The sequence below is a fragment of the Cellulosimicrobium sp. NPDC057862 genome (genome assembly GCF_042797035.1).
Lineage (GTDB): Bacteria > Actinomycetota > Actinomycetes > Actinomycetales > Cellulomonadaceae > Cellulosimicrobium.
The window spans coordinates 25,417-45,837 of sequence record NZ_JBHVMH010000007.1 but is presented as its reverse complement, the minus strand read 5'-3'; the positions used below and the strand labels follow the sequence as shown (position 1 = coordinate 45,837).

Sequence of the window (20,421 nt, the reverse complement as noted above, 5' to 3'; positions counted from 1 at the left end):
CGCCCGGACCCGTCCAGAATCTCAGGAGAACACCACCGTGGATCTCGCCGTCGTCTGGTTCGTGCTCATCGCGGTCCTGTGGACCGGCTACCTCGTGCTCGAGGGCTTCGACTTCGGGGTCGGCATGCTGCTGTCGATCCTCCCGCGCGGTGACAAGGAGCACCGCGAGAAGGAGCGCCGCGTCCTCATCAACACCATCGGCCCCGTCTGGGACGGGAACGAGGTCTGGCTGCTCACCGCGGGCGGCGCGACCTTCGCCGCCTTCCCGGAGTGGTACGCGACCCTCTTCTCGGGCTTCTACCTGCCGCTCCTGCTCATCCTCGTCGCGCTCATCGTGCGCGGCGTGGCGTTCGAGTACCGCGGCAAGATCCGTGACGCGGGCTGGGCGCGGCGCTGCGACGTCGCGATCCAGGTCGGGTCGTGGGTACCCGCCGTGCTGTGGGGGGTCGCGTTCGCCAACCTCGTGCGCGGCGTGCAGCTCGACGCCGACCACCAGTTCGTGGGCGGGTTCTTCTCGCTCCTGTCGCCGTTCGCGCTGCTCGGCGGCCTCGTCACGCTGAGCCTGTTCCTGCTGCACGGCTCGGTGTTCGTCGCCCTGAAGACCGACGGCGAGATCCGCGCGCGGGCCCGGCAGCACGCCTCGGTCTTCGGCGTCGCGGCGCTCGTCCTCGCGGGCGGCTGGGCCGTGTGGGCCCAGGTCGCTTACTCCGTGCCGTGGACGTGGGCGGCCGTCGTGCTGGCCGCCGGCGGCCTCGTCGCGGCGCTCGTCGCCAACCGCCGGGCCGCCGAGGGCTGGGCGTTCACCGCCTCCGCGGTGACGATCGTCGCGGCCGTCGTGCTCATCTTCGGGTCGATGTACCCGGACGTCATGCCCGCGGTCGACCCCGCGAACTCCCTGACGATCCACAACGCGTCGTCCACGGACTACACGCTCACGGTGATGACCTGGGTCGCGGTGATCCTCACGCCCCTCGTCATCGCCTACCAGTCGTGGACCTACTGGGTGTTCCGGCGCCGCCTGTCGACCAAGGACATCCCCGCGCCCGCCGGTCTCTCGCTCAAGAAGGTCCGCGAGGCGGCGTTCGGCGGGGCGTCCTCCGGCGGCTCGGCGGGCCGCGACCTCGGGACCGGCGGGTCGGGAGACGCGTGAAGCCGCTCGACCCGCGGCTCCTGCGCCACGCGCGGGCCGCGCGAGGGTACGTCGTCCTGACGGCGGTGCTGGGGTTCGCCACGGCGGCCCTGGTGGTCGCCCAGGCCGTCGTCCTCGCGTCCGTCCTCGCGCCGGCGATCCAGGGGACGGCCGACCTGGCCGACCTCGGGCCGCGGGTCGGGCTGCTCGCCGGGGTCGTCGCGGCCCGGGCCGCGACGTCCTGGGCGCAGGAGCGGTTCGCGCTGCGCGCCGCGACCCGGACCGTGGCCGAGCTGCGCGAGCAGGTCGTCACGCACGCCGTGGCCCTCGGGCCGCGGTGGCTCGCGTCGGGGCGCGGCCCCGAGGTCGCCACGCTCGCGACCCGCGGGCTCGACGCCCTCGAGCCGTACATGGTGCGCTACCTGCCCCAGCTCCTGCTCGCCGCGACCGTCACGCCCGCGACGCTCGCCGTCGTGCTCGGCCTGGACTGGGTCTCGGCCGTGATCATCGCGGTGACCATCCCCCTCGTCCCGATCTTCATGGTCCTCGTGGGGCGGCTCACGGCCGGGACCTCGGAGCGGCGCCTCGTCGTCATGCAGCGGCTCGGCGCGCAGGTCCTCGACCTGCTCGCCGGGCTGCCGACCCTCCTCGCGTTCGGCCGCGCGCGCGGCCCGGAGCAGCGCGTGCGCGCGCTCGGCGACGCCAACCGGCGCGCGACCATGGGCACGCTGCGCATCGCGTTCCTCTCCGGCATGGTCCTCGAGCTCCTCACGACGCTGTCCGTCGCGGTCGTCGCGGTGGGCGTCGGGCTGCGCCTCGTGCACGGCGGCATGGAGCTCGAGCCCGCGCTCGCGGTGCTCGTGCTCGCGCCCGAGGTCTACCTGCCGCTGCGTCAGGTCGGCCTCCACTTCCACGCCTCGACCGACGGCATCGCCGCGGCGGAGCAGGCGTTCGCGGTGCTCGACGAGGAGGCCCCCGAGCCCGGGACCGCCCTCGCGCCCGCGCTCGCCGGCACCGTGCTGGCCCTGCACGGCGTGAGCGTCCGGGCGGGTGACCGTGACGTGCTCGCCCCCGCCGACGTCGACCTCGTGCTCCGGTTCGGCGGGTCGGGCCACGTCGTCGCCCTCACCGGCCCGAGCGGGGCGGGCAAGACGACGACGGCGCTCGTCCTCCTCGGCCTCGTCCGCCCCGACCGGGGCACGGTCACCCTGACCGCTCCGGGTGCCGAGCCGCTCGACCTCGCCGACGTCGACCCCGCGACGTTCTGGCCCCAGGTGACCTGGCTCCCCCAGCGCCCCGTGCTCGCCCCGGGCCGGCTGCGCGACGTCGTCGCCGGCGGGCTGCCCGTGAGCACCGTGGACCTGGACCGCGCGGCCCGCACCGCCGGGCTCGACGCCGTCCTCGCGACGCTTCCCGACGGCTGGGACACCGAGATCGGACGCGGCGGCGTCGGACTCAGCGTGGGCCAGCGCCAACGCGTCGCGCTCGCCGCAGCCCTGCTCGGCGACCCCGCGCAGGTCCCGCTCGTCGTGCTCGACGAGCCGACGGCCCACCTCGACGCCCGCGGGGAACAGGTCGTGCTCGACGCCGTGCGGGCCTTCCGCGACCAGGGCAGGACGGTCGTCGTCGTCGCGCACCGGGCCTCGCTCGTCCGCGCCGCGGACGACGTCGTCGAGGTCCGCTCGGCGGCGCTCGACGACCGGCCGGCTCTCGCGGACGGCGGGCCCGAGGACGCGATCGAGCTCGCCCCCGCCACCGCGCCCGTCGAAGGGAGGCACCCGTGACCGGTCCCCGTGCTCGCCTCGCGGACGACCCGCTGTGGCGCGCCGTCGGGCTGCTCGACGTGCGCTGGCGCCGTGTCGTGTGGGCCGTCGTGCTCGGCACGCTCTCGCTGGGGAGCGCCGTCGGCCTCGCGGCCGTCGCCGCGTGGCTCATCGCGCGCGCCTCGCAGATGCCGCCCGTCCTCACGCTGTCCGTCGCGGTCGTCGGCGTCCGCGCGTTCGGCATCTCGCGCGGGGTGTTCCGCTACCTCGAGCGCCTCGCCTCGCACGACGTCGCGCTGCGCGGCATGGCCGCCCTCCGCGCCAACCTCTACACCGCGCTGGCGGAGGGGTCGCCGGGCGCGCTCGTCGGGCTGCGGCGCGGCGACCTGCTCGCCCGGGTCGGCGCGGACGTCGACGCGGTGGGGGACGTCGTCGTGCGCGCGCTCGTCCCGGCGGGTGTCGCGCTGGCGATCTCCGTGGGGTCCGTGGTGCTCGTCGGGGCGTTCCTGCCCGCCGCGGGCGTCGCCCTCGCGCTGTGCCTGCTCCTCGCCGCGGTCGTCGCACCGTGGCTCTCCGCGCGGTCGGCGCGCGAGGTCGAGGCGCGTGGCGCGACCACGCGCGCGGCGATGACCGCGACCACGCTCGAGATCCTCGAGCAGTCCGGCCCGCTCGCCGTCTCCGGTCGTCTCGACGCGCGCCTCGACGACCTCCGCGCGACCGACCGCGCCCTCGCCCGCGTGACCGACGACGGCGCCCGCCCCGCCGGGGTGGCCGCCGGGATCGCCGCGCTCGCGGTCGGCCTCGCGGTGCTCGCGTCGCTCCTGCTCGGCATCCCGGCGGTGACGTCCGGGACGCTCGCGCCCGTGGAGCTGTCGGTCATCGTGCTCACGCCGCTCGCGGTGTTCGAGGCCGCGAACGCCCTGCCCGCCGCCGCCGTCCAGCTCCACCGCTCGCGCCAGGCGGCGGCCCGCGTCGTCGGGCTCCTCGACGGCTCCGCGACGCGCGCCACCACGACCGCCCGCGCGGCGGACGCTTCCGTCGCCGGTCCGGCGGGGCCGTCGTCCACCGAGCAGGCGTCGCTCGCGCTCGACGACGTCGCGGCGGGCTGGCCGGGCGCGGCGCGCGTCGTCGTGGCGGGCGTCGACCTCGACCTGCGCCCCGGGCGCGCGGTCGCGGTCGTCGGACCGTCCGGCGTCGGCAAGACGACGCTGCTCGCGACCGCCGCCGGGCTCGTCCCCGCGCTCGCGGGCCGGGTGACGCTCGACGGGACCGAGGTGGGCGCACTCCCCCGCGAGGCCGCGGCGCGCGGCGTCGTGCTCGTCGCCGAGGACGGGCACGTCTTCGACACGACGGTGCTGGAGAACCTGCGCGTCGCGCGGGGCGACGTGACGGCCGAGGTGGCCGTGGCGACGCTGCACGACGTCGGCCTGGACTCCTGGCTCGCCGCGCTGCCGGACGGCGTCGGGACGTTGCTCGGCCCGGACGCCACGACCGTCTCCGGTGGCGAGCGTCGTCGCCTGCTCGTCGCGCGGGCGCTGCTGTCACCGGCGCCGCTGCTGCTGCTCGACGAGCCGGCCGAGCACCTCGACGCGGCCGGCGCCGACGCGCTCGTGCGGCACCTCGTCGCGACGACGCGCGGGACGGCGGGCGTGCCGGCCGGAGGTGGCCGGCGCGGCGTCGTCCTCGCGACGCACCGGCTCAGCGCGCTCGAGGCCGTCGACGAGGTGCTGCTCCTCGGTGTCCCCGACGGTGCGCCGGACGATGCTCCGGCGCGCGTCGTCGCGCGCGGGACGCACGCCGAGCTGCTCGGGCTCCCCGCCTACCGGTGGGCGCTCGACCAAGAGGCTCCCGCACCGCGGTAGCCCCGAGATCGACCCGCACGGTCGAGATCGGCCCTCCGAGGGCCGATCTGGGGACCGGAGGGTCGATCTCGGACGGTGTCAGCGCGTCAGCCCTCGCCGAGGCGCGCGAGGAACAGCGCCTCGCCGACCGCGAGGCTCTCGATCTCGCTCGGTGCGACCGACTCGTTGGGCGCGTGGATGAGGCAGGCCGGCTCCTCGACCCCGAGGAGCACGATCTCCGCGTCCGGGTACTGCCCGGCGAGCACGTTGCACAGGGGGATCGAGCCGCCCTGCCCCGCGGTGACCGTCTCGCGCCCGTACGCGTCCGCGAGCGCCGCGGTGAGCGTGTCGAAGACGTGGCCGCTGGTTCGGGCCGCGAACGGCTGCCCCACGGCGTCGCGCTCCACGCGCACCCGCACCCCCCACGGCGCGTGGGCGTCCAGGTGCGCGACGAGCTTGTCCTGCAGGTCCTGCGCGTCCGATCCCGGCGGGACGCGCAGGTTGAGCCGCGCCGAGGCGCGGGGCTGGATCGCGGCCGCCGAGCCGACGACGCTCGGCGCGTCGATCCCGAGGATCGTCACCACGGGGCGCGCCCAGAGCCGGTCGGCGACGCTCCCCGTCCCGACGAGCCGGACGCCGTCGAGCACGCCCGCGTCGTGACGGAACTGGTCCTCGTCGTACGCGACGCCGTCCCACGTCCCGTGCGCGACGGCGGCCGGCACGCCGTCGATCGTCGTGTCGCCGTTCTCGTCGCGCAGGGTCGCGAGCACCGCGACGAGCGCGGCGAGCGCGTCCGGTGCCGCCCCGCCGAACATGCCCGAGTGGATCTCGCCCTCGAGCGCCTCGACGTGCACGACGACGTTCGCCGCACCGCGCAGCGTCACGGTGAGCGTCGGCAGGCCGAGCTCGGCGTTGCCGGTGTCCTGGACGAGCATCGCGTCGGCCGCGAGCGCCCCCGGGTTCGCCTCGACCCACTGGTCGAGGCCGCCGGTCCCCTGCTCCTCCGAGCCTTCGACGACGAGCCGCACGCCGACCGGGTAGTCCTCGCCGCCGAGCGCGCGCAGGGCCCGCAGCGCGGTGAGGTGCGTGACGATGTTCCCCTTGCAGTCGGCGGCCCCACGCCCGTAGAGCCGGCCGTCGCGCTCGGTGAGCTCGAACGGCGGCGTCGTCCACGCGTCGTCGTCGAGGGGCGGCTGCACGTCGTAGTGCGCGTAGAGCAGGACGGTCGGTGCGCCGTCGGGGCCGGGACGGTGCCCGAGCACGACCTGCGACCCGTCGGGGGTGACCTCGAGGTGCGTGTCGATCCCCTCGGCGCGGAACGCGTCGGCGACCCACCGGGCGGCGCGCTCGCACTCGGCGCGCGGGAAGAGGCGCTCGTCGGCCACGGACGGGATGGCGACGAGCGTGCGCAGGTCGTCGAGCGCGCGGGGCACGAGGCCCTGCACGGCGGCACGCACCTCCTCGACGTGACCGGTGCCGGCGGATCGTGCTCCGGTGCCCTGCTGGCTCATGCGCCCTCCTCGGTCGGGGTGTCGTCGGCGCCCTCGGTGGGGTCGCTGCCCGGCTCGGTCGTGCGGCCGGGGTCGAGGTCGAGCGAGTCGACGTAGGCGTCGAACTCGTCGAGCTGGTCGGGGCAGTAGACCTCGATGACGAGCCGGTCGCCCGCGAGGCGACGCTCGTCGAGCACGGACGGGCGCAGCCCCGGGCCGGCCGCCCCGTTCGCGGCCCCGAGGTTCGCCGTCGCCTCGACGAGGGCGGCCGGGTCGGTGCAGAAGCCGCCGCCGTCGTCGCCCAGCACGTCGGCGATGGTCTCCTCGCTGAACGCCGTGATCCCGATCTCGGCGAAGCGGTCGTGCAGCTCCGCCGCCTTCTGCTCGGCCTCGCGTGCGTCGCGGTGGGACCGCACGTTGTCGAAGACGATCAGCATGACCGCGCCGAGCGCGACCAGGAGCAGCGCGGCGGCGGTGTACGTGACCCACCGCTTGGACGAGACCGGCTCGGGCTCGTGCACGGGGACGTGGTCGGGGCGCGTCGAGGTCATGCCGCCTCGCCCTCCCCCGCCTCGTCCGCCGCCGCGATCGCCGCGGCCTCGGGGTCCTTCCAGGACGGCTTGCGCAGCAGGTAGAACAGCGCCGGCACGAGCAGGCCGATGATGCCGAGGCCGCCGCCGACGATGAGCACGTACACCCCGACGTTCCCGCTGGAGAACTGGGCGGGCGGCACGAACCCGATGATCATCGCCGCCACCGACGCGCAGAACCCGACGACGCACAGGAGCGTGAGCGCCGGGGCGCGGTAGCCGCGCGGGTGGTCGGGCGCGCGGCGGCGCAGCCGCACGGCCGCGATGAACAGCAGCAGGTACATGACGAGGTACACCTGCGTCGTGATGACCGACAGGATCCAGTAGGCGCTCGACACGTCCGGGATGAACGCGTAGAGGAGCGCGATCCCGGTCGTGATGACGCCCTGCGTGACGAGGATGTTCTGCTGCACCCCGTGCTTGTTCAGGCGCTGGAGGAACGGGGGCAGGTAGCCCTCCTCGCGCGCGACGGTGAGCAGGCCCTTGGACGGCCCGGCGAGCCACGTGAGCATCCCCCCGAGGGACGCCGCGATGAGCATGAGGCCGAGGATCGGCGTCAGCCAGCTCACGCCGAAGTTGGCGAAGAACGCGTCGAACGCCTGCATGACGCCCGCGGTGAGGCTGAGCTGGTCGGCCGGGATCACCCAGCTGATGGCGACGGCCGGGAGGATGAAGATGAGGAGCACGAGCCCGATCGCGAGGAACATCGACCGCGGGAACTCCGTCGAGGGCTTGCGCAGGCTCGTGACGTGCACCGCGTTCATCTCCATGCCCGCGTAGGACAGGAAGTTGTTGACGATGAGGACCAGGGAGGCGAGCCCCGTCCAGGCGGGCAGCAGGTGCTGGGCGTCCATCGGCGCGGCCGACGGGTTGCCCTGGCCGAGGAACACGATGCCGAGCACGACGAGGATCGCCGCCGGGATGAGCGTGCCGATGATCAGGCCCCAGCTCGACAGCCCGGCGACCGTCTTGGTGCCCTGCGAGGAGAGCCACACGCCCGTCCAGAAGAGCACGACGATGACGATCGCCACGTAGAGCCCGTTGCTCGCGAGGCTCGGGTTGATGACGTACGCGAACGTGCTCGCGACGTACCCGAGCAGGCTCGGGTAGTAGAAGATCGTCATCGCGAACTGGCACCAGATGGCGAGGAAGCCGAGCGGCTTCGAGACGCCGTCCGCGACCCACCGGTACACCCCGCCCGACCAGCCGGACGCCAGCTCGGCGGACACGAGCGACGTCGGCAGCAGGAACACGAGCGCCGGGACGACGTAGAGGAACACCGCCGCGAGGCCGTAGACCGCCATCGTCGGCGCGGCGCGCAGGCTCGCGACCGACGACGTGATCATGAACGCGAGCGTGAGCCAGGTGATGTAGTTCTTCGGCGTCCGTGCCGTGATCGCCGCGCGCACCTCTGCGTGCGTCGGCGTACCCGTGGACGAGCCCATCCCCACCCCCGAAGCCGTGACCCCGCGGGGCCGACCGGGACGGCGCGCGGAGGGCGCGTCGTCGGAACATCGCGAACATATCCCCGGGGGCCAGGTCGCGCCCGCGGAAGCGCAGGTGGGAGGGGCGAGCGGGACCTCCACCGCACCGGGACGGCGGCTGAACGGCTGGTGGTACGTTCACGAGGCGGTCCGCCCCGCGCCGGGAGGCCGCGACCTCGACGGACCACCCGGGAGCAGTCTTGAAGATCCTCGTGCCCAGCACCATCGCCCTCGACGTGCACGCCGGGCCGGGCGACGTCGTCGTCCGCTACGACGCCGCGGCGCCGATCGGACCCGAGGACGCCGACGCCGAGGCGCTCGTGGCATGGGCGAACACCCCCGAGAACCTCGCGGACGCCGCCGCACGGCTGACCCGCCTGCGCTGGGTCCAGACGCTCGCGGCCGGTCCGGACGCGGTGCTGGCCGCCGGGTTCGGCCCGGACGTGACGATCACCTCCGGGCGGTCGCTGCACGACGGTCCCGTCGCCGAGCACGCGCTCGCGCTCGTCCTCGCGGCCGTGCGCCGGCTCGACGAGCTCGGGGCGGCGCAGCGCGAGCACCGGTGGGACACCGCCGTCAACCGCGCCCAGGCCGACCCCGCGACCGCCGCGCGGTACACGCTCGACGGCGCGCGCGTGACGGTCTGGGGGTTCGGCTCGATCGCGGCGCGCCTCGCGCCGCTGCTCGCCGCCCTGGGCGCTGAGGTGACGGGCATCGCGAGCAGCCCGGGCGAGCGCCACGGCTTCCGCGTCGTGACCGACGACGACCTCCCGGACGTCCTCGCGACGACCGACGTCCTCGTCTCCCTGCTGCCCGCTCTCGACGCGACCCGGCACGCGTTCGACGCCGCCCGGATCGACCAGCTCCCCGACCACGCGGTCTTCGTCAACGTCGGCCGCGGCGCCACGGTCGACGAGGACGCGCTCGTCGCGGCGCTGCACGACGGCCGTCTGGGCGGGGCCGCGCTGGACGTCACCGAGACCGAGCCGCTGTCGGAGACGTCACCCCTGTGGGACGCGCCGCGCCTGATCCTCACCCCGCACGTCGCCGGCAACCGCCCCCAGCGCGCGTCGGACCTCGTGAACGCCAACCTCGACGCGCTCCGCGCGGGCCGCGAGCTCCGCAACGTCGTCCCCCGCTGACCCGCTGAGTGCATGAATTCGTCGCGCCCGATCGACTCGGACGCGACTATCTCATGCACTCAGTGGAGCCAGGGGCGGGTTACCAGCGGCCGTTGCGTGGGCGCGGCTGGCAGCGCGGGCACGTGTAGGACGAGCGGTTCATGAACTCGTCGCGACGCACCGGCGTCCCGCACCGCGGGCACGGCTCGCCCTCCTGCCCGTACACCGCGAGCGAGCGCGAGAAGTAGCCGGACTGCCCGTTGACGTTGACGTAGAGCGCGTCGAAGCTCGTCCCGCCCTGGGCGAGCGCCTCGTTCATCACCTCGGCGGCGGCGTCGAGCAGGCGGTGCGCCTCCGGGCGGCGCAGCGTGTCGGTGGCGCGCGCGAAGTGCAGCCGGGCGCGCCACAGCGCCTCGTCGGCGTAGATGTTGCCGACCCCGGACACGACGGTCTGGTCGAGCAGCGCGCGCTTCACGCCGGTCCGACGACGGCGGATCGCGTCCACGACGTCGTCGCGCCGCAGGGCGGGGTCGAGCAGGTCGCGGCCGATGTGCGCGACCGGACCGGGCACCGCGGCGAGGTCGGAGCCGAGGCCGCCGGGGGCGCCGTCGGGCGTGGGCACGAGGTCCTGGACGGACAGGTGCCCGAACGTGCGCTGGTCGACGAAGTCGAGCGCGAGCGCGCCCGCGGGGCCCGCGCCTTCTGGCTCGAGCACGAGCCGCACGCGCAGGTGCGGCGACCGCTCGCCGAGGCCCGGCCCCGAGCGCACGAGGAGCTGGCCCGACATGCCGAGGTGCGCGAGCAGCGCGGCCGCGGGGCCGTCGGCGGGGCCGTCCGTCGGCCCGCTCGGGGCGAGCGGGAGCCAGAGGAACTTGCCGCGGCGCACCGCCGCGTCGAGGCGCTGGCCCAGGAGCTGGTCCCGGAAGTCGGCCGGGCCGCCGTCGTGGCGCCGCACGCTGTAGTCGCGCAGCACCTCGACGTCGACGACCCGGGCGCCCAGCACGTGGCGGTCGAGACCGTCGCGGACGGTCTCGACCTCGGGCAGCTCAGGCACGGGTGTCCTCGGCCGCCTCCGCCGTCGCGTGCTCGTCGGACGGCTGCGACTCCGCCCGTTCGGTCGCCAGGGCCCGGTAGGCGCGCTCCGCGGCCTCCTGCTCGGCGTACTTCTTCGCGGTGCCGCTGCCGGTGCCGTAGAGGCGCCCGTCGAGGTGCACGTACGACGTGAAGACGCGTGCGTGGTCGGGCCCGACGGCGTCGCTCGAGTAGGAGGGCGCGCTGAGCCCCGCGGCGGCCGCGGCCTCCTGGAGCGACGTCTTCCAGTCGAGCCCCGCGCCGAGCCCCGCGGCGGCCGACAGCGTCGGCTCCACGAGCCGGAGCACGAGGCCGCGTGCGGGCTCGAGCCCGTGGCTCAGGTAGACCGCGCCGATGATGGCCTCGACCGTGTCCGACAGGATCGAGTCCTTGTCGTTGCCGCGCGTGCGGATCTCGCCCTTGCCGAGCAGCACGTACTGGCCGAGGCCGAGCCGGCGCGCGATCGCGGCGAGCGACTTCTGCGAGACGGTCGCGGCCCGCATCTTGGCGAGCTCGCCCTCCGACAGGTCGGGGTGGCGGCGGTAGAGGGTCTCCGTGACGACGAGGCCCAGCACCGTGTCACCGAGGAACTCGAGACGCTCGTTCGTGGGGATGCCGCCGTTCTCGTGCGCGAACGACCGGTGCGTGAGCGCAAGCACGAGAAGCTCGGGGTCCAGATGGACCCCGAGCTTCTCGAGAAGACCGGATGCCGGTGCAGCCGGTGCCACGCGCCTCAGCCTGCGTGCTCGGTGCGCAGCGCCTCGGCGTACTGGCGGCCCTTGTAGGTACCGCACGTCGGGCACGCCGCGTGCGACAGCTTGTCGCCCTTGCACTGCGGGCAGGTGGTGAGGTTCGCGGCGGTCGTCTTCCACTGCGAACGACGCGCACGGGTGTTGCTGCGCGACATCTTGCGCTTCGGAACAGCCACGGCTAGCTCTCTTTCGTCTCGTCGGACACGTTCGAGGTGTCGAACATGCTCTCCAGCGCCGACCAACGAGGGTCGACAAGTTCGTGCGTGTGCCCCGGGTCGTCCGCCAGACGCGCCCCGCACTCGGAGCACAGCCCCGGGCAGTCCGCTCGGCACACCGGACTGAATGGTAGTGCAGTGACGACCGAATCCCGTAGCGCGGGCTCGATGTCCGCGAGGTCGCCGTCGAGGTCGTAGACGTCCTCGGCGTCCTCCAGGTCGTCGCCCGACTCCTGGGCGGCCTTCGCGCGCTCGGGGTAGGCGAAGAGCTCCCCGAGCTCGACCGTGACGTCCTCGTGGACCGTGTCGAGGCAGCGCACGCACTCCCCGACCGCCTTGCCCGACACCGTGCCCGAGACGAGCACGCCCTCCATGACCGCCTCGAGGCGCAGGTCGAGCTCGAGCTCGCTGCCCTCGGGGATGCCGATGACGGCCGTACCGAGGTCGGCGGGCGCAGGGACGGTCGCGACGACCGTCCGCATGCTCCCGGGTCGCCGACCGAGCTCGTGCGTGTCGAGCACGAGCGGCGACGTCTTCTCGGCGGTGATGGCGCACTCCAGGATCGCCAGGCCGCGGGCGTGGAGGCCCGCGGACGGATGGTCAACGATGGTCGGGGGCCGACGGCCGCTCGACGGCGACTGCCAGGCACAGGTCGACGCGTGACGCGCCGAGCCAAACATCGATCTTACGTCACGCGACGGCCCGACCGCCACCTGCCCTCCGCGCCCGTCGAGCCGGGATCACGGCGTCGGGACGACGGCGCCCCGTGGTCCCGGAGCGGCGCGCGGCCTCAGCGGGCGGCGCGCTCGCGCATCGTCGCCGGGAACGGCGACTCCTCCGGCTCGCCGACACGGTCCCCGAGGCGGTCCGCGAGCTTCGCGCGCCCGCCCTGGACCTGTGCGAGCAGCTTGCCGAGGTCGACCTCGAAGTCCGCGAGCCGGCGGTCGCAGTAGTCGTCGGCGTCGCGGCGGAGCACGGCTGCCGCCTCGTCGGCCTCGTCGACGATCTCCCGCGCCCGCGACTCCGCCTGGACCACGACCTGCTCGGCCTGCACGAGCTCGATGGCCCGCGCCCGTGCCGTCGTGAGGATCTCCTCCGCCTGCCGGTGCGCGTCCTCGAGCACGGCGTCCGCCTGGGCCAGCACCTCGTCGGCGTGCGCGAGCTGCTCGGGCAGCGCGCCGCGCAGCTCGTCCAGGAGCGCGACCGCGTCACCCTTGTGCACCAGCACGGACGCCGACATGGGCATCGCGCGCGCCGACTCCACGAGGTGCGTGAGGTCGTCGAGGATCGCGTTCAGCCCGACCTGCGCCTCCTCCGTCGCGCGGTCCTCGTGCGTCACCCGCCGGTCCTGCTGCTCGCTCACGTACCCGGTCCTTCCCGTCGTGCTCACCTGCTGCTCCCCTGCACCCGTGCCAGCGCCGCACGGACGGCGTCCCCGACCCCCGGGGGGACCAGGTCGTCGACCGGCCCCCCGTAGCGCGCGATGTCCTTCACGAGCGACGACGCGACGTGCAGGAGCGCGGCGTCGCCCGCGACGAACACGGTCTCGACGCCGGCCAGGTGCCGGTTCATGAGCGCCATCGGCAGCTCGGCGTCGAAGTCCGCGCCACCGCGCAGGCCCTTGACCACCGCGCCCGCGCCGATCTCCCGGCAGAAGTCCACCAGGAGCCCCGGCACGACCTCCACCCGGACCCCGTCGAGCCCGGCGTCGGCGACCGCCGCGCGGGCCAGCGCGACCCGCTCGTCGACGCTGAGGAGCGCCGACTTCGACGCGTTCCGCGCGACGCCGACGACGACGTCGTCGAAGAGCGCACGGGCACGTCGGACGATGTCGAGGTGGCCCAGGGTGATCGGGTCGAACGACCCGGGACAGACGGCTGTGGTCACCTCGTCACGGTAGTACACAGGGTCGCGCGGACCGCGACGGCACGGCCGGGCGGGCGCGGATCGGCGTCGCGCGCGACGATGGTCCGCGTGACCGCCCCGGAGGAACCCGCCGTCGTCCCGCTCACGACGCCCGAGCTCGTGCGCTCGCTCCACCGCGACGTGCTCGCGCCGTCGTTCCCGCCCGCCGAGCTCGTGGACGTCGACGAGCTCCTCGACGACCACGCGAGCGGACGCCTGCGCAGCCTCGGGGTGGTGGAGGACGGCCGCGTCGTCGCCGGTGTCGTCGGCGAGTGGTTCCCCGACGCGCGCGTCCTCCTCGTCCTCTACCTCGCCATCGCGCCCGGTCGGCGGGGCGGAGGCGTCGGCGGACGGCTCGTGGCCGCCGCCCTCGCCGACTGGCGCGCCCTGGACCCGCTCCTCGTCGTCGGGGAGGTCGAGCACCCCGCGCACCACGCCGGCAGCGAGGCGCACGGCGATCCCGTCGCACGGCTGCGGTTCTACGCGCGGCTCGGCGCACGTGTGCTCGCGCTCCCCTACTTCCAGCCCGGCGACGGCCCCGGCGGCGAGCGCGTACCGGCGCTCCTGCTCGTGTCCTTCCCCCTCGGGCCGGACGCGGCCGACGACGTCCCCGCCGCGCCGCTGCGCGCGTTCCTCGCGGAGAACCTCCGCGCGAGCGAGGGCACCCTGGCGGAGGACGCCGCGACCCACCACCTGCTCGACGCCGCGTCCGGGGACCGCGTCACGCTCGTCGACCCGGCCGACCCCGACGCCCTCGCGGCCGTCCCCGTCGGTCTCCTCGCCCCTGACGAGGCCCACGCGCCCCGGGCCTGACGCCGACGCCCCCCGAGACCGCCGCCGCAGGCCACGGAGCGCTCGAGCACACGACCGTCGCCCGCCGAGCACGTGGTTGCCGCCCGTTCCGCCCCCAGGACGAGCGACGACCGCATGCTCGGCCGGAGCGACGGCTCTGCCCCGGCGGGGTGAGGGGCCCGCGCGGCTACGTCTCGTCGGGGAGCTCGGGGCCGACGAAGTACACCGCCGTCTCGCCGTAGTCCTTGTGCGCCACGAGCTCCCAGCCGGAGGGCCAGGTCGGTTCCGGGGTGCGGGTCGAGCGCTCGACGACGACGACGGCGGCCGGGTCGAGGACGCCGGGCACCGCGAGGTGGGCGAGCACGCGCTCGAGCGCCTCCGCGGTCACGTCGTACGGCGGGTCGACGAGCACGAGGTGGTACGGGCCGCGGCCCGCGCGACCGGTCGGCGTCCCGTCCGCGCCGCCGAGCGCCGCCCGCTGCGCCGCCTCCGCCGCCACGCCGGCGACGAACGTCTCGGCCGGCTGGGCGACGACCCGGACGCCGCTGAGCCCCAGGGCGGCGACGTTGCGTCGGGCGACATCGGCGGCGACCCGGGCGGAGTCGACGAGCGTCACGTCGGCGGCGCCACGGCTCGCGGCCTCCAGGCCGAGAGCGCCCGAGCCCGCGTAGAGGTCGAGCACGTGCGCGTCGTCGACGACGCCGAGGTGCTCGAGCCGCGAGAAGATCGCCTCCCGCACGCGCTCGCTCGTCGGTCGGGTACCGCGGGGCGGGACCTGCAGAGTGCGCCCGCCGACTGTTCCCGCCACGATCCTCGTCACGCGCCCACCCTACGCACGGGTCGCGGGGCGCGACGCACGCGGCACCCCGCAAGGCGCACTGGCCGGGGCACGCCCGGACCGCGGCGCCGGCGCCGTCCCCCGTCACGCGCGCTCGAGGAACTCCTCGCGCTCGGGGTCGAGCTGGTCGCGGATCGCGTCGGCGAGCGCCGGGTGGCCGGTCAGGTCGGGATCCTCCGCCACGACGGCGGCCGCGTCGGCGCGCGCGGTCGCGATGACGTCCGCGTCCTTGACCACGCGCAGGAGCCGCAGCGAGCTCGCGCGCCCCGACTGCGCGGCGCCGAGGACGTCCCCCTCGCTGCGCAGCTCGAGGTCGACGGTCGCGAGCTCGAACCCGTCGGTCGTCCGGGCCAGCGTCTCGACACGCGTCGCGGCGGGCGTGCCGGGCTGAGCGGTCGAGACGAGCAGGCACAGCCCCGCCGCGGAGCCGCGGCCGACACGCCCGCGGAGCTGGTGGAGCTGGGAGATGCCGAACCGGTCCGCGTCGAGCACGACCATCGCGGTCGCCTCGGGGACGTCGACCCCGACCTCGACGACCGTCGTCGAGACGAGCACCTGGACCGCACCCAACGCGAAGTCGGCCATCACGGCGTCCTTGTCCGCCGGCGGCATCTGCCCGTGCAGCACCCCGACCTCGAGCCCCACGAGGCGCGGGTGTCCGCGCAGCTCCTCGGCGACCTCGAGCACGGCCCGCAGGGGCGCGCGGTCCGAGGCGTCCGGGGCGTCGGGGTCGAGGAGGAAGTCGGGCACCTCGTCGAAGTCGTCGGTCCCCTCCGGCGGTCCGTCCGCGTCCGGCTCGTCCGGGTGGATGCGCGCGCACACCACGTACGCGCGGTGCCCCGCGTCGACCTCCTCGCGCACGCGCGCCCAGGTGCGCTCCATCCACGCCTCGTTGCCGGCGGGCACGACGTGGGTCGTGATGCCGGCCCGCCCGGCCGGGATCTCCGTGAGCGACGACGTCTCGAGGTCGCCGAACACGGTCATCGCGACGGTGCGCGGGATCGGGGTGGCCGTCATGACGAGCAGGTGCGGGGCCGTGCGCGCCTTGGCGCGCAGCGCGTCGCGCTGCTCGACCCCGAACCGGTGCTGCTCGTCCACGACCACGAGGCCGAGGTCGGCGAACTGCACGTTCTCGGACAGCAGCGCGTGCGTGCCGACGACGATCCCCGCCGCCCCGCTCGCAGCGTCGAGCAGCGCCTCCTTGCGCGCCGCCGCGCCGAGCGAGCCGGTGAGGAGCGCGACGCGCGTCCCGTGCTCCGCGCCGCCGAGGAAGCCGCCCTCCGCGAGCGGCCCGAGCAGCGCGCGCAGCGTGCGCGCGTGCTGCGCGGCGAGCACCTCGGTCGGGGCGAGGAGCGCCGCCTGCCCGCCGGCGTCGATCACCTGGAGCATGGCGCGCAGCGCGACGACCGTCTTGCCGGAGCCCACCTCGCCCTGCAGGAGCCGCTGCATGGGCCGCGCGAGCGCGAGGTCCGTCGCGATCTCCTCCCCGACCTCACGCTGACCCGTCGTCAGCGTGAACGGGAGGGCGGCGTCGAAGTCGGCGAGGATGCTCGGCTCCCCCGGACCCCGGGGAGGGCGGGCAGTCGCAGGCTCGGCCGCGGCGCGGGCCCGGCGCTGGGCGAGCGCCGCCTGGAGGACGAACGCCTCCTCGTACCGCAGCCGGTCGCGACCGCGCCGCCACTGCTTCTCGTCGTAGGGCTCGTGCACGTCGCGCAGCGCCTCGAGCCGCGTCCCGAGCCCGTGCCGCTCGCGGACGGCGTCCGGGAGCGGGTCCGGGACGTCCTCCTCGCGCAGCGGGTCGAGCACGGTGCGCACCGCGGGCTGGATCTTCCAGCTCGGGATGCTCGCGCTCGCGGGGTAGATGGGGATGGGCCGGCTCGCCTCGAGCACGGCGCTCTCCGTGTCCTCCGCGTCGTCGTCGACCCCGATGATCTTGTAGTCGGGGTGCGTGAGCTGCCGCGTGCCCCGGTAGAGCCCGACCACCCCGGTGAAGAGCCCGTGCCGCCCCGGCGCGAGCCGTTGCTCGTGGTAGCGCAGGACGTTGGGGCTCTTGGCGAAGAACGTGAGCGAGAGCTGCTGCGGGCCGTCGGTCACGACCGCCTCGAGGATCGCGCCCGCACGGTTGCGCATGCGCCGGACGGTCGCGCTGCGGACCTGCGCGACGATCGTCACGTGCTCACCGAGGGCGAGGCCGCCGAGGTCGGTGAGGCGCCCCGAGTCCCCGTAACGACGCGGGTAGTGCCGCAGGAGGTCCCCGACGGTCTCGAGGCCCAGCTTCGCGAGCGGGCCCGCGCTGCGCGTGCCGACCGCACGGGTCAGCGGCTCGGCCAGGCGGTCGCTCATCCCTCGGCCTCCACGGTCTCGTCGTCCAGGGCCTCCGGCCCCTCGACGGCGAGCGTGACGACACCGCCGTCGCGCCCCGAGCGCAGGAGCACGACCTCGGCGCCTCCCCCGGTCGCGTGCGCCGCGAGCGCGTCGAGGGCCACGCCCGGCACGTCGTCGTCGGCAAGCACCGTGACGAGCGCCCCGACAGGAGCCCGGAGCGGTCCGAGCAGGTCCGTCAACCGCCGCACCAGCCCCGGCACGGGCACGCCCGCGGTGTCGAGGCGAGCCCACCGTGCGGCGTCGAGCGCCGACCGGGCCGCCTCGAGCCGCTGCGCGGCACCGGGCTCCACGAGCTGCGCGGCGGCGAGCGCCACCGCGACGTGCAGGTCGGTCACCGCGGGCAGCACCTCGAGCGTCTCGACCCCGTCGTCGCGCAGGGTCGCGCGCAGGGACTCGGCGTCGTCCTCCGGCAGGTCCGCGCCGGGCAGGAGCGCGACGTGCGACGCGCGGGCGTCGACCGCGACGCGGTGCAGGGCGGGCAGGTCGAGGGGGCCGGGAGCCTCCCGCAGCAGCACGACGGCGCCCGCCCGGGCGAGGTCCGCGACGAGCGCGGGCGCCGTGGTCACCGCGACGATCCCGGGAGCGTCGGCGACGGCGGACGCACCGGTCCGGGCGTCGTGCGCCCCGTCGGCAGCGGCGTCCGGGGCGTGGCCCGGCTCGTGGGGCCCCGGGAGGTGGCGGACGCGCACCTGGCGCAGCGCGACGTCAGACCCCGCCGTGGACGGGGCGCCGACCTCGCGGCCGTCCCGGGGCCGCAGGGTCGCGAGCGCGGCCCGCCCGACGGCGACCGCGGCCATCGGGTCGTCGGTGTGGACGTGCGCCTGCCAGAGGCCCGAGCCGTCGTCGCCCGGCCCGCCCACCACGACCACGGAGTCGCCGATCCGCGCGAGCTCCGCGCGGAGCGGCTCGGCGGGGTCCCCGACGGCCACGCCTGCAGGGTGCTCCGCACCGCCCACCGGGACGTCGACCACGTACATCACCTCGAACTCGCCCCCCTCGTGCCCGGACCGCGGTCCGGCGCCCGCGTCACCGGGCGAGCCCGGCACCGGCACCATGCCGGCCATCATGCCGAGCACCTCCGACACGCCCGCCCCCGCGGGCCCGGCGTCGTCGTGCCCGCCGAGCGCGGGGAGCGGTGCGGAGGCGGCGGCCACGGGCTCGGCCGTCGGGACGGACCCTCGGCCACGGGCGTCGATCGCCGCGACGAGAGCGCCGAGGACCAGCACGAGGCCGAGCGCTCCAGCGTCCAGGACCTGCGCCCGGGCGAGCACGTCGAGCTCGCCGGTGCTGCGCAGCGCCGCGGCACGCGCCGCGTCCCGGGCTGCGGCCGCGACGACCGCGGGCGAGGACGCGCCGGGCCCCTCCGACGCGGTCGCCGCGGCGCGCGCCGCGGCGTCGGCCGCCGTGAGGATCGTGCCGGGCGCGGGGCGCGCGACCGCGCCGCGGGCGGTGCGGGCGGCGCGCTCGAGGCCGACCGCGAGCGCGGCACCGGTCACGGTCCGATGCTCGGCGAGCGCGAGCGCGATCCCGCGGAGGTACTCGCTGAGGATGACGCCCGAGTTGCCGCGCGCCCCGACGAGCGCGCCGCGGGCCAGCCGCACGAGCAGGTCGCCGGCACCGCCCGCCGCACCCGCCTCCACGACGCCCGCCGCGTCACCACCTGGCAGCGCCCGGACCGCGTCGAGGAGCGTGAGGTACATGTTCGTGCCCGTGTCGGCGTCCGCGACGGGGAAGACGTTCACGCGGTCGAGCGACTCGCGCGCGGCGGCGAGCGCGCGGACGCCGCCACGGCCCCACGCGACGACGACGGCGGCGTCGACCACGTCGGCTCCGGGGCTCACGTCGGACCGCCTCGCGCTCGGGGGACGACCGGGCCGGGCGGCCGGACGGTCGGACGGCACCGCGGGCCGTCGGGACCACGGTAGTCAACCGCGCGCGCGGTCGGGGCGCGCGGGGGCGGCCTCCGGGCGCCCGAGGGTGTGACGAGCGCCCGGTTTGAGCTCGGGCCCTCGGATCGGCTACCCTGACGAGGTTGCCCGGGTGCTTCGCGCGCCCTCGACACCGTCGAGGAGCCGCCGAGGAACACCGGGCGAGACACCCTACAGACCATTCAGGACGTCGCCGCTGCGTGCGCGACGTGCACGACGATCAGGAGAAACCGTGGCTGCCAACTGCGACGTCTGCGGCAAGGGCCCGGGCTTCGGGCACAGCATCTCGCACTCCCACATCCGGACGAAGCGCCGCTGGAACCCGAACATCCAGCGCGTGCGCGCCGTGGTCGCGGGGACGCCCAAGCGTCTCAACGTGTGCACCTCCTGCCTCAAGGCCGGGAAGGTCACCCGTCCCGCCTGAGCATCGCGAGACTCCCTGACGAGAGCGTCTGCCGGATTCCGGCAGGCGCTCTCGTCGTCTCTGCACGTCGGACCCGGCTCCGGCCGCAGCCTGCCGCGTCGCCGAGATGCGGAGATCTCCTGAAGATCAGGACAAACCGGTTTGGTGGATCCGGGCCGCGGTGGCAGTCTTTGTGCATGGTGACGGAACTGAGCGAGGTAACCATCCGCCCGGCCGCTCCCGCGGACGCGAGCGCCATCGCGGCCGTGCACATCGCGTCCTGGCGAGGCGCCTACGCGGGCATCGTGCCCGACGAGTACCTGGCCTCCCTGGACCACGACCAGCGCGAGCAGCACTGGGTCCAGAGCCTCGCCACCCCCGGCGCCCGCACGTGGCTCGCCGATGCCGACGGCCGCACGATCGGTTTCGCCACCCTCGGCCCCAGCCGCGACGAGGACGCCGAGCCCGGCGACCTCGAGATCTTCGCCATCTACCTGGACCCCGAGTCCTGGGGCCGCGGCGTCGCGCGCGACCTCATGCGCACCATGCTCGGCGAGGTGCGTCCCGGCACGACCGTCACGCTCTGGGTCCTCGAGGACGCGGAGCGCGCGCGCCGCTTCTACCGTCGCCACGGCTTCACGCCGGACGGCGTCGAGCGCCGTGACGACATCGGCGGCAAGGACCTCACCGCCGTCCGCTACCGCCGGGGCTGAC

Annotated in this window: 19 protein-coding genes; 7 read left to right on the top strand and 12 right to left on the bottom strand. The window is 75.5% G+C overall.

The genetic code is table 11. The features are described from left to right. The first annotated feature begins 37 nt into the window (after window positions 1–37). The 3 genes from cydB to cydC are packed head-to-tail and all read left to right on the top strand — an operon-like array spanning window position 38 to window position 4,754. A complete protein-coding gene (cydB, locus tag ACFVN3_RS10865; protein WP_378232838.1) occupies window positions 38–1,150 on the top strand; it encodes a cytochrome d ubiquinol oxidase subunit II in 1,113 nt (370 codons plus the stop codon). Continuing rightward, entirely contained in the window at window positions 1,147–2,913 is a 1,767-nt protein-coding gene (cydD, locus tag ACFVN3_RS10860) for a thiol reductant ABC exporter subunit CydD (protein ID WP_378232837.1), read from the top strand. Before cydB ends, cydD begins: the two co-directional genes overlap by 4 nt. After that, complete coding sequence (gene cydC / locus ACFVN3_RS10855) at window positions 2,910–4,754, top strand: thiol reductant ABC exporter subunit CydC (protein WP_378232835.1); 1,845 nt, start codon at window positions 2,910–2,912, stop codon at window positions 4,752–4,754. Before cydD ends, cydC begins: the two co-directional genes overlap by 4 nt. An 86-nt stretch (window positions 4,755–4,840) precedes the next feature. On the opposite strand, the gene ACFVN3_RS10850 is transcribed toward cydC, so the two are convergent. Genes ACFVN3_RS10850 through ACFVN3_RS10840 form a run of 3 tightly spaced genes read right to left on the bottom strand, consistent with a single transcriptional unit; the run spans window position 4,841 to window position 8,258 of the window. Beyond that, on the bottom strand, window positions 4,841–6,244 hold the full coding sequence (locus tag ACFVN3_RS10850) for a dipeptidase (RefSeq protein ID WP_378232834.1): 1,404 nt from the start codon (window positions 6,242–6,244) through the stop codon (window positions 4,841–4,843). Next, window positions 6,241–6,774 carry a hypothetical protein gene (locus tag ACFVN3_RS10845; protein WP_378232832.1) on the bottom strand — a complete coding sequence of 178 codons (534 nt, stop codon included), beginning with the start codon at window positions 6,772–6,774 and terminating at the stop codon, window positions 6,241–6,243. Before ACFVN3_RS10845 ends, ACFVN3_RS10850 begins: the two co-directional genes overlap by 4 nt. After that, entirely contained in the window at window positions 6,771–8,258 is a 1,488-nt protein-coding gene (locus tag ACFVN3_RS10840) for an APC family permease (protein WP_378232831.1), read from the bottom strand. Before ACFVN3_RS10840 ends, ACFVN3_RS10845 begins: the two co-directional genes overlap by 4 nt. Before the next feature lie 239 nt (window positions 8,259–8,497). Here ACFVN3_RS10840 and ACFVN3_RS10835 point away from each other — a divergent pair, with 239 nt between their 5' ends. Continuing rightward, the gene (locus ACFVN3_RS10835; RefSeq protein WP_378232830.1) at window positions 8,498–9,439 is read left to right on the top strand and encodes an NAD(P)-dependent oxidoreductase; all 942 of its coding nucleotides are present in this window, start codon (window positions 8,498–8,500) and stop codon (window positions 9,437–9,439) included. A gap of 79 nt (window positions 9,440–9,518) precedes the next feature. On the opposite strand, the gene mutM is transcribed toward ACFVN3_RS10835, so the two are convergent. The 6 genes from mutM to coaD form a co-directional block, all read right to left on the bottom strand. After that, on the bottom strand, window positions 9,519–10,472 hold the full coding sequence (mutM, locus tag ACFVN3_RS10830; RefSeq protein WP_378232828.1) for a bifunctional DNA-formamidopyrimidine glycosylase/DNA-(apurinic or apyrimidinic site) lyase: 954 nt from the start codon (window positions 10,470–10,472) through the stop codon (window positions 9,519–9,521). Then, window positions 10,465–11,217 carry a ribonuclease III gene (rnc, locus tag ACFVN3_RS10825; RefSeq protein ID WP_378232826.1) on the bottom strand — a complete coding sequence of 251 codons (753 nt, stop codon included), beginning with the start codon at window positions 11,215–11,217 and terminating at the stop codon, window positions 10,465–10,467. Before rnc ends, mutM begins: the two co-directional genes overlap by 8 nt. Window positions 11,218–11,222: 5 nt before the next feature. Further along, the gene (rpmF, locus tag ACFVN3_RS10820) at window positions 11,223–11,417 is read right to left on the bottom strand and encodes a 50S ribosomal protein L32 (protein WP_021482203.1); all 195 of its coding nucleotides are present in this window, start codon (window positions 11,415–11,417) and stop codon (window positions 11,223–11,225) included. Window positions 11,418–11,419: 2 nt separating this feature from the next. Continuing rightward, window positions 11,420–11,938, bottom strand: coding sequence for a YceD family protein (locus ACFVN3_RS10815; RefSeq protein ID WP_378232984.1), 519 nt, complete (start codon window positions 11,936–11,938; stop codon window positions 11,420–11,422). Between the two features lie 308 nt (window positions 11,939–12,246). Next, the gene (locus ACFVN3_RS10810; protein ID WP_378232824.1) at window positions 12,247–12,819 is read right to left on the bottom strand and encodes a hypothetical protein; all 573 of its coding nucleotides are present in this window, start codon (window positions 12,817–12,819) and stop codon (window positions 12,247–12,249) included. 23 nt (window positions 12,820–12,842) lie between these two features. Then, window positions 12,843–13,343, bottom strand: coding sequence for a pantetheine-phosphate adenylyltransferase (gene coaD / locus ACFVN3_RS10805; protein WP_378232823.1), 501 nt, complete (start codon window positions 13,341–13,343; stop codon window positions 12,843–12,845). An 87-nt stretch (window positions 13,344–13,430) separates the two neighbouring features. Here coaD and ACFVN3_RS10800 point away from each other — a divergent pair, with 87 nt between their 5' ends. After that, window positions 13,431–14,174, top strand: coding sequence for a GNAT family N-acetyltransferase (locus tag ACFVN3_RS10800; protein ID WP_378232822.1), 744 nt, complete (start codon window positions 13,431–13,433; stop codon window positions 14,172–14,174). 166 nt (window positions 14,175–14,340) lie between these two features. Here the strand turns inward: ACFVN3_RS10800 and rsmD are convergent, their stop codons facing one another. From rsmD to ACFVN3_RS10785, 3 genes are all read right to left on the bottom strand, one after another. Then, window positions 14,341–14,973 (bottom strand): 16S rRNA (guanine(966)-N(2))-methyltransferase RsmD, encoded by a 633-nt coding sequence (gene rsmD / locus ACFVN3_RS10795; RefSeq protein WP_378232820.1) that lies wholly within the window; start codon window positions 14,971–14,973, stop codon window positions 14,341–14,343. Between the two features lie 102 nt (window positions 14,974–15,075). Then, complete coding sequence (locus ACFVN3_RS10790; RefSeq protein WP_378232819.1) at window positions 15,076–17,334, bottom strand: ATP-dependent DNA helicase RecG; 2,259 nt, start codon at window positions 17,332–17,334, stop codon at window positions 15,076–15,078. Further along, a complete protein-coding gene (locus tag ACFVN3_RS10785) occupies window positions 17,331–19,217 on the bottom strand; it encodes a DAK2 domain-containing protein (RefSeq protein WP_378232817.1) in 1,887 nt (628 codons plus the stop codon). Before ACFVN3_RS10785 ends, ACFVN3_RS10790 begins: the two co-directional genes overlap by 4 nt. Before the next feature lie 319 nt (window positions 19,218–19,536). On the opposite strand from ACFVN3_RS10785, the gene rpmB reads away from it, so the two are divergent. Together rpmB and ACFVN3_RS10775 are read left to right on the top strand one after the other, a co-directional pair. Then, entirely contained in the window at window positions 19,537–19,728 is a 192-nt protein-coding gene (gene rpmB, locus ACFVN3_RS10780; protein WP_024840757.1) for a 50S ribosomal protein L28, read from the top strand. A gap of 176 nt (window positions 19,729–19,904) precedes the next feature. After that, a complete protein-coding gene (locus ACFVN3_RS10775) occupies window positions 19,905–20,420 on the top strand; it encodes a GNAT family N-acetyltransferase (RefSeq protein WP_053371462.1) in 516 nt (171 codons plus the stop codon). Window position 20,421: the final 1 nt, after the last annotated feature.

Excerpts from the sequence above, each read along its gene's own strand:
- ACFVN3_RS10850 (WP_378232834.1), bottom strand. The coding sequence starts at position 6,244 with ATGAGCCAGCAGGGCACCGGAGCACGATCCGCCGGCACCGGTCACGTC.
- ACFVN3_RS10845 (WP_378232832.1), bottom strand. The coding sequence starts at position 6,774 with ATGACCTCGACGCGCCCCGACCACGTCCCCGTGCACGAGCCCGAGCCG.
- ACFVN3_RS10840 (WP_378232831.1), bottom strand. The coding sequence starts at position 8,258 with ATGGGCTCGTCCACGGGTACGCCGACGCACGCAGAGGTGCGCGCGGCG.
- ACFVN3_RS10815 (WP_378232984.1), bottom strand. The coding sequence starts at position 11,938 with ATGCGGACGGTCGTCGCGACCGTCCCTGCGCCCGCCGACCTCGGTACG.
- ACFVN3_RS10790 (WP_378232819.1), bottom strand. The coding sequence starts at position 17,334 with ATGAGCGACCGCCTGGCCGAGCCGCTGACCCGTGCGGTCGGCACGCGC.
- ACFVN3_RS10775 (WP_053371462.1), top strand. The coding sequence starts at position 19,905 with ATGGTGACGGAACTGAGCGAGGTAACCATCCGCCCGGCCGCTCCCGCG.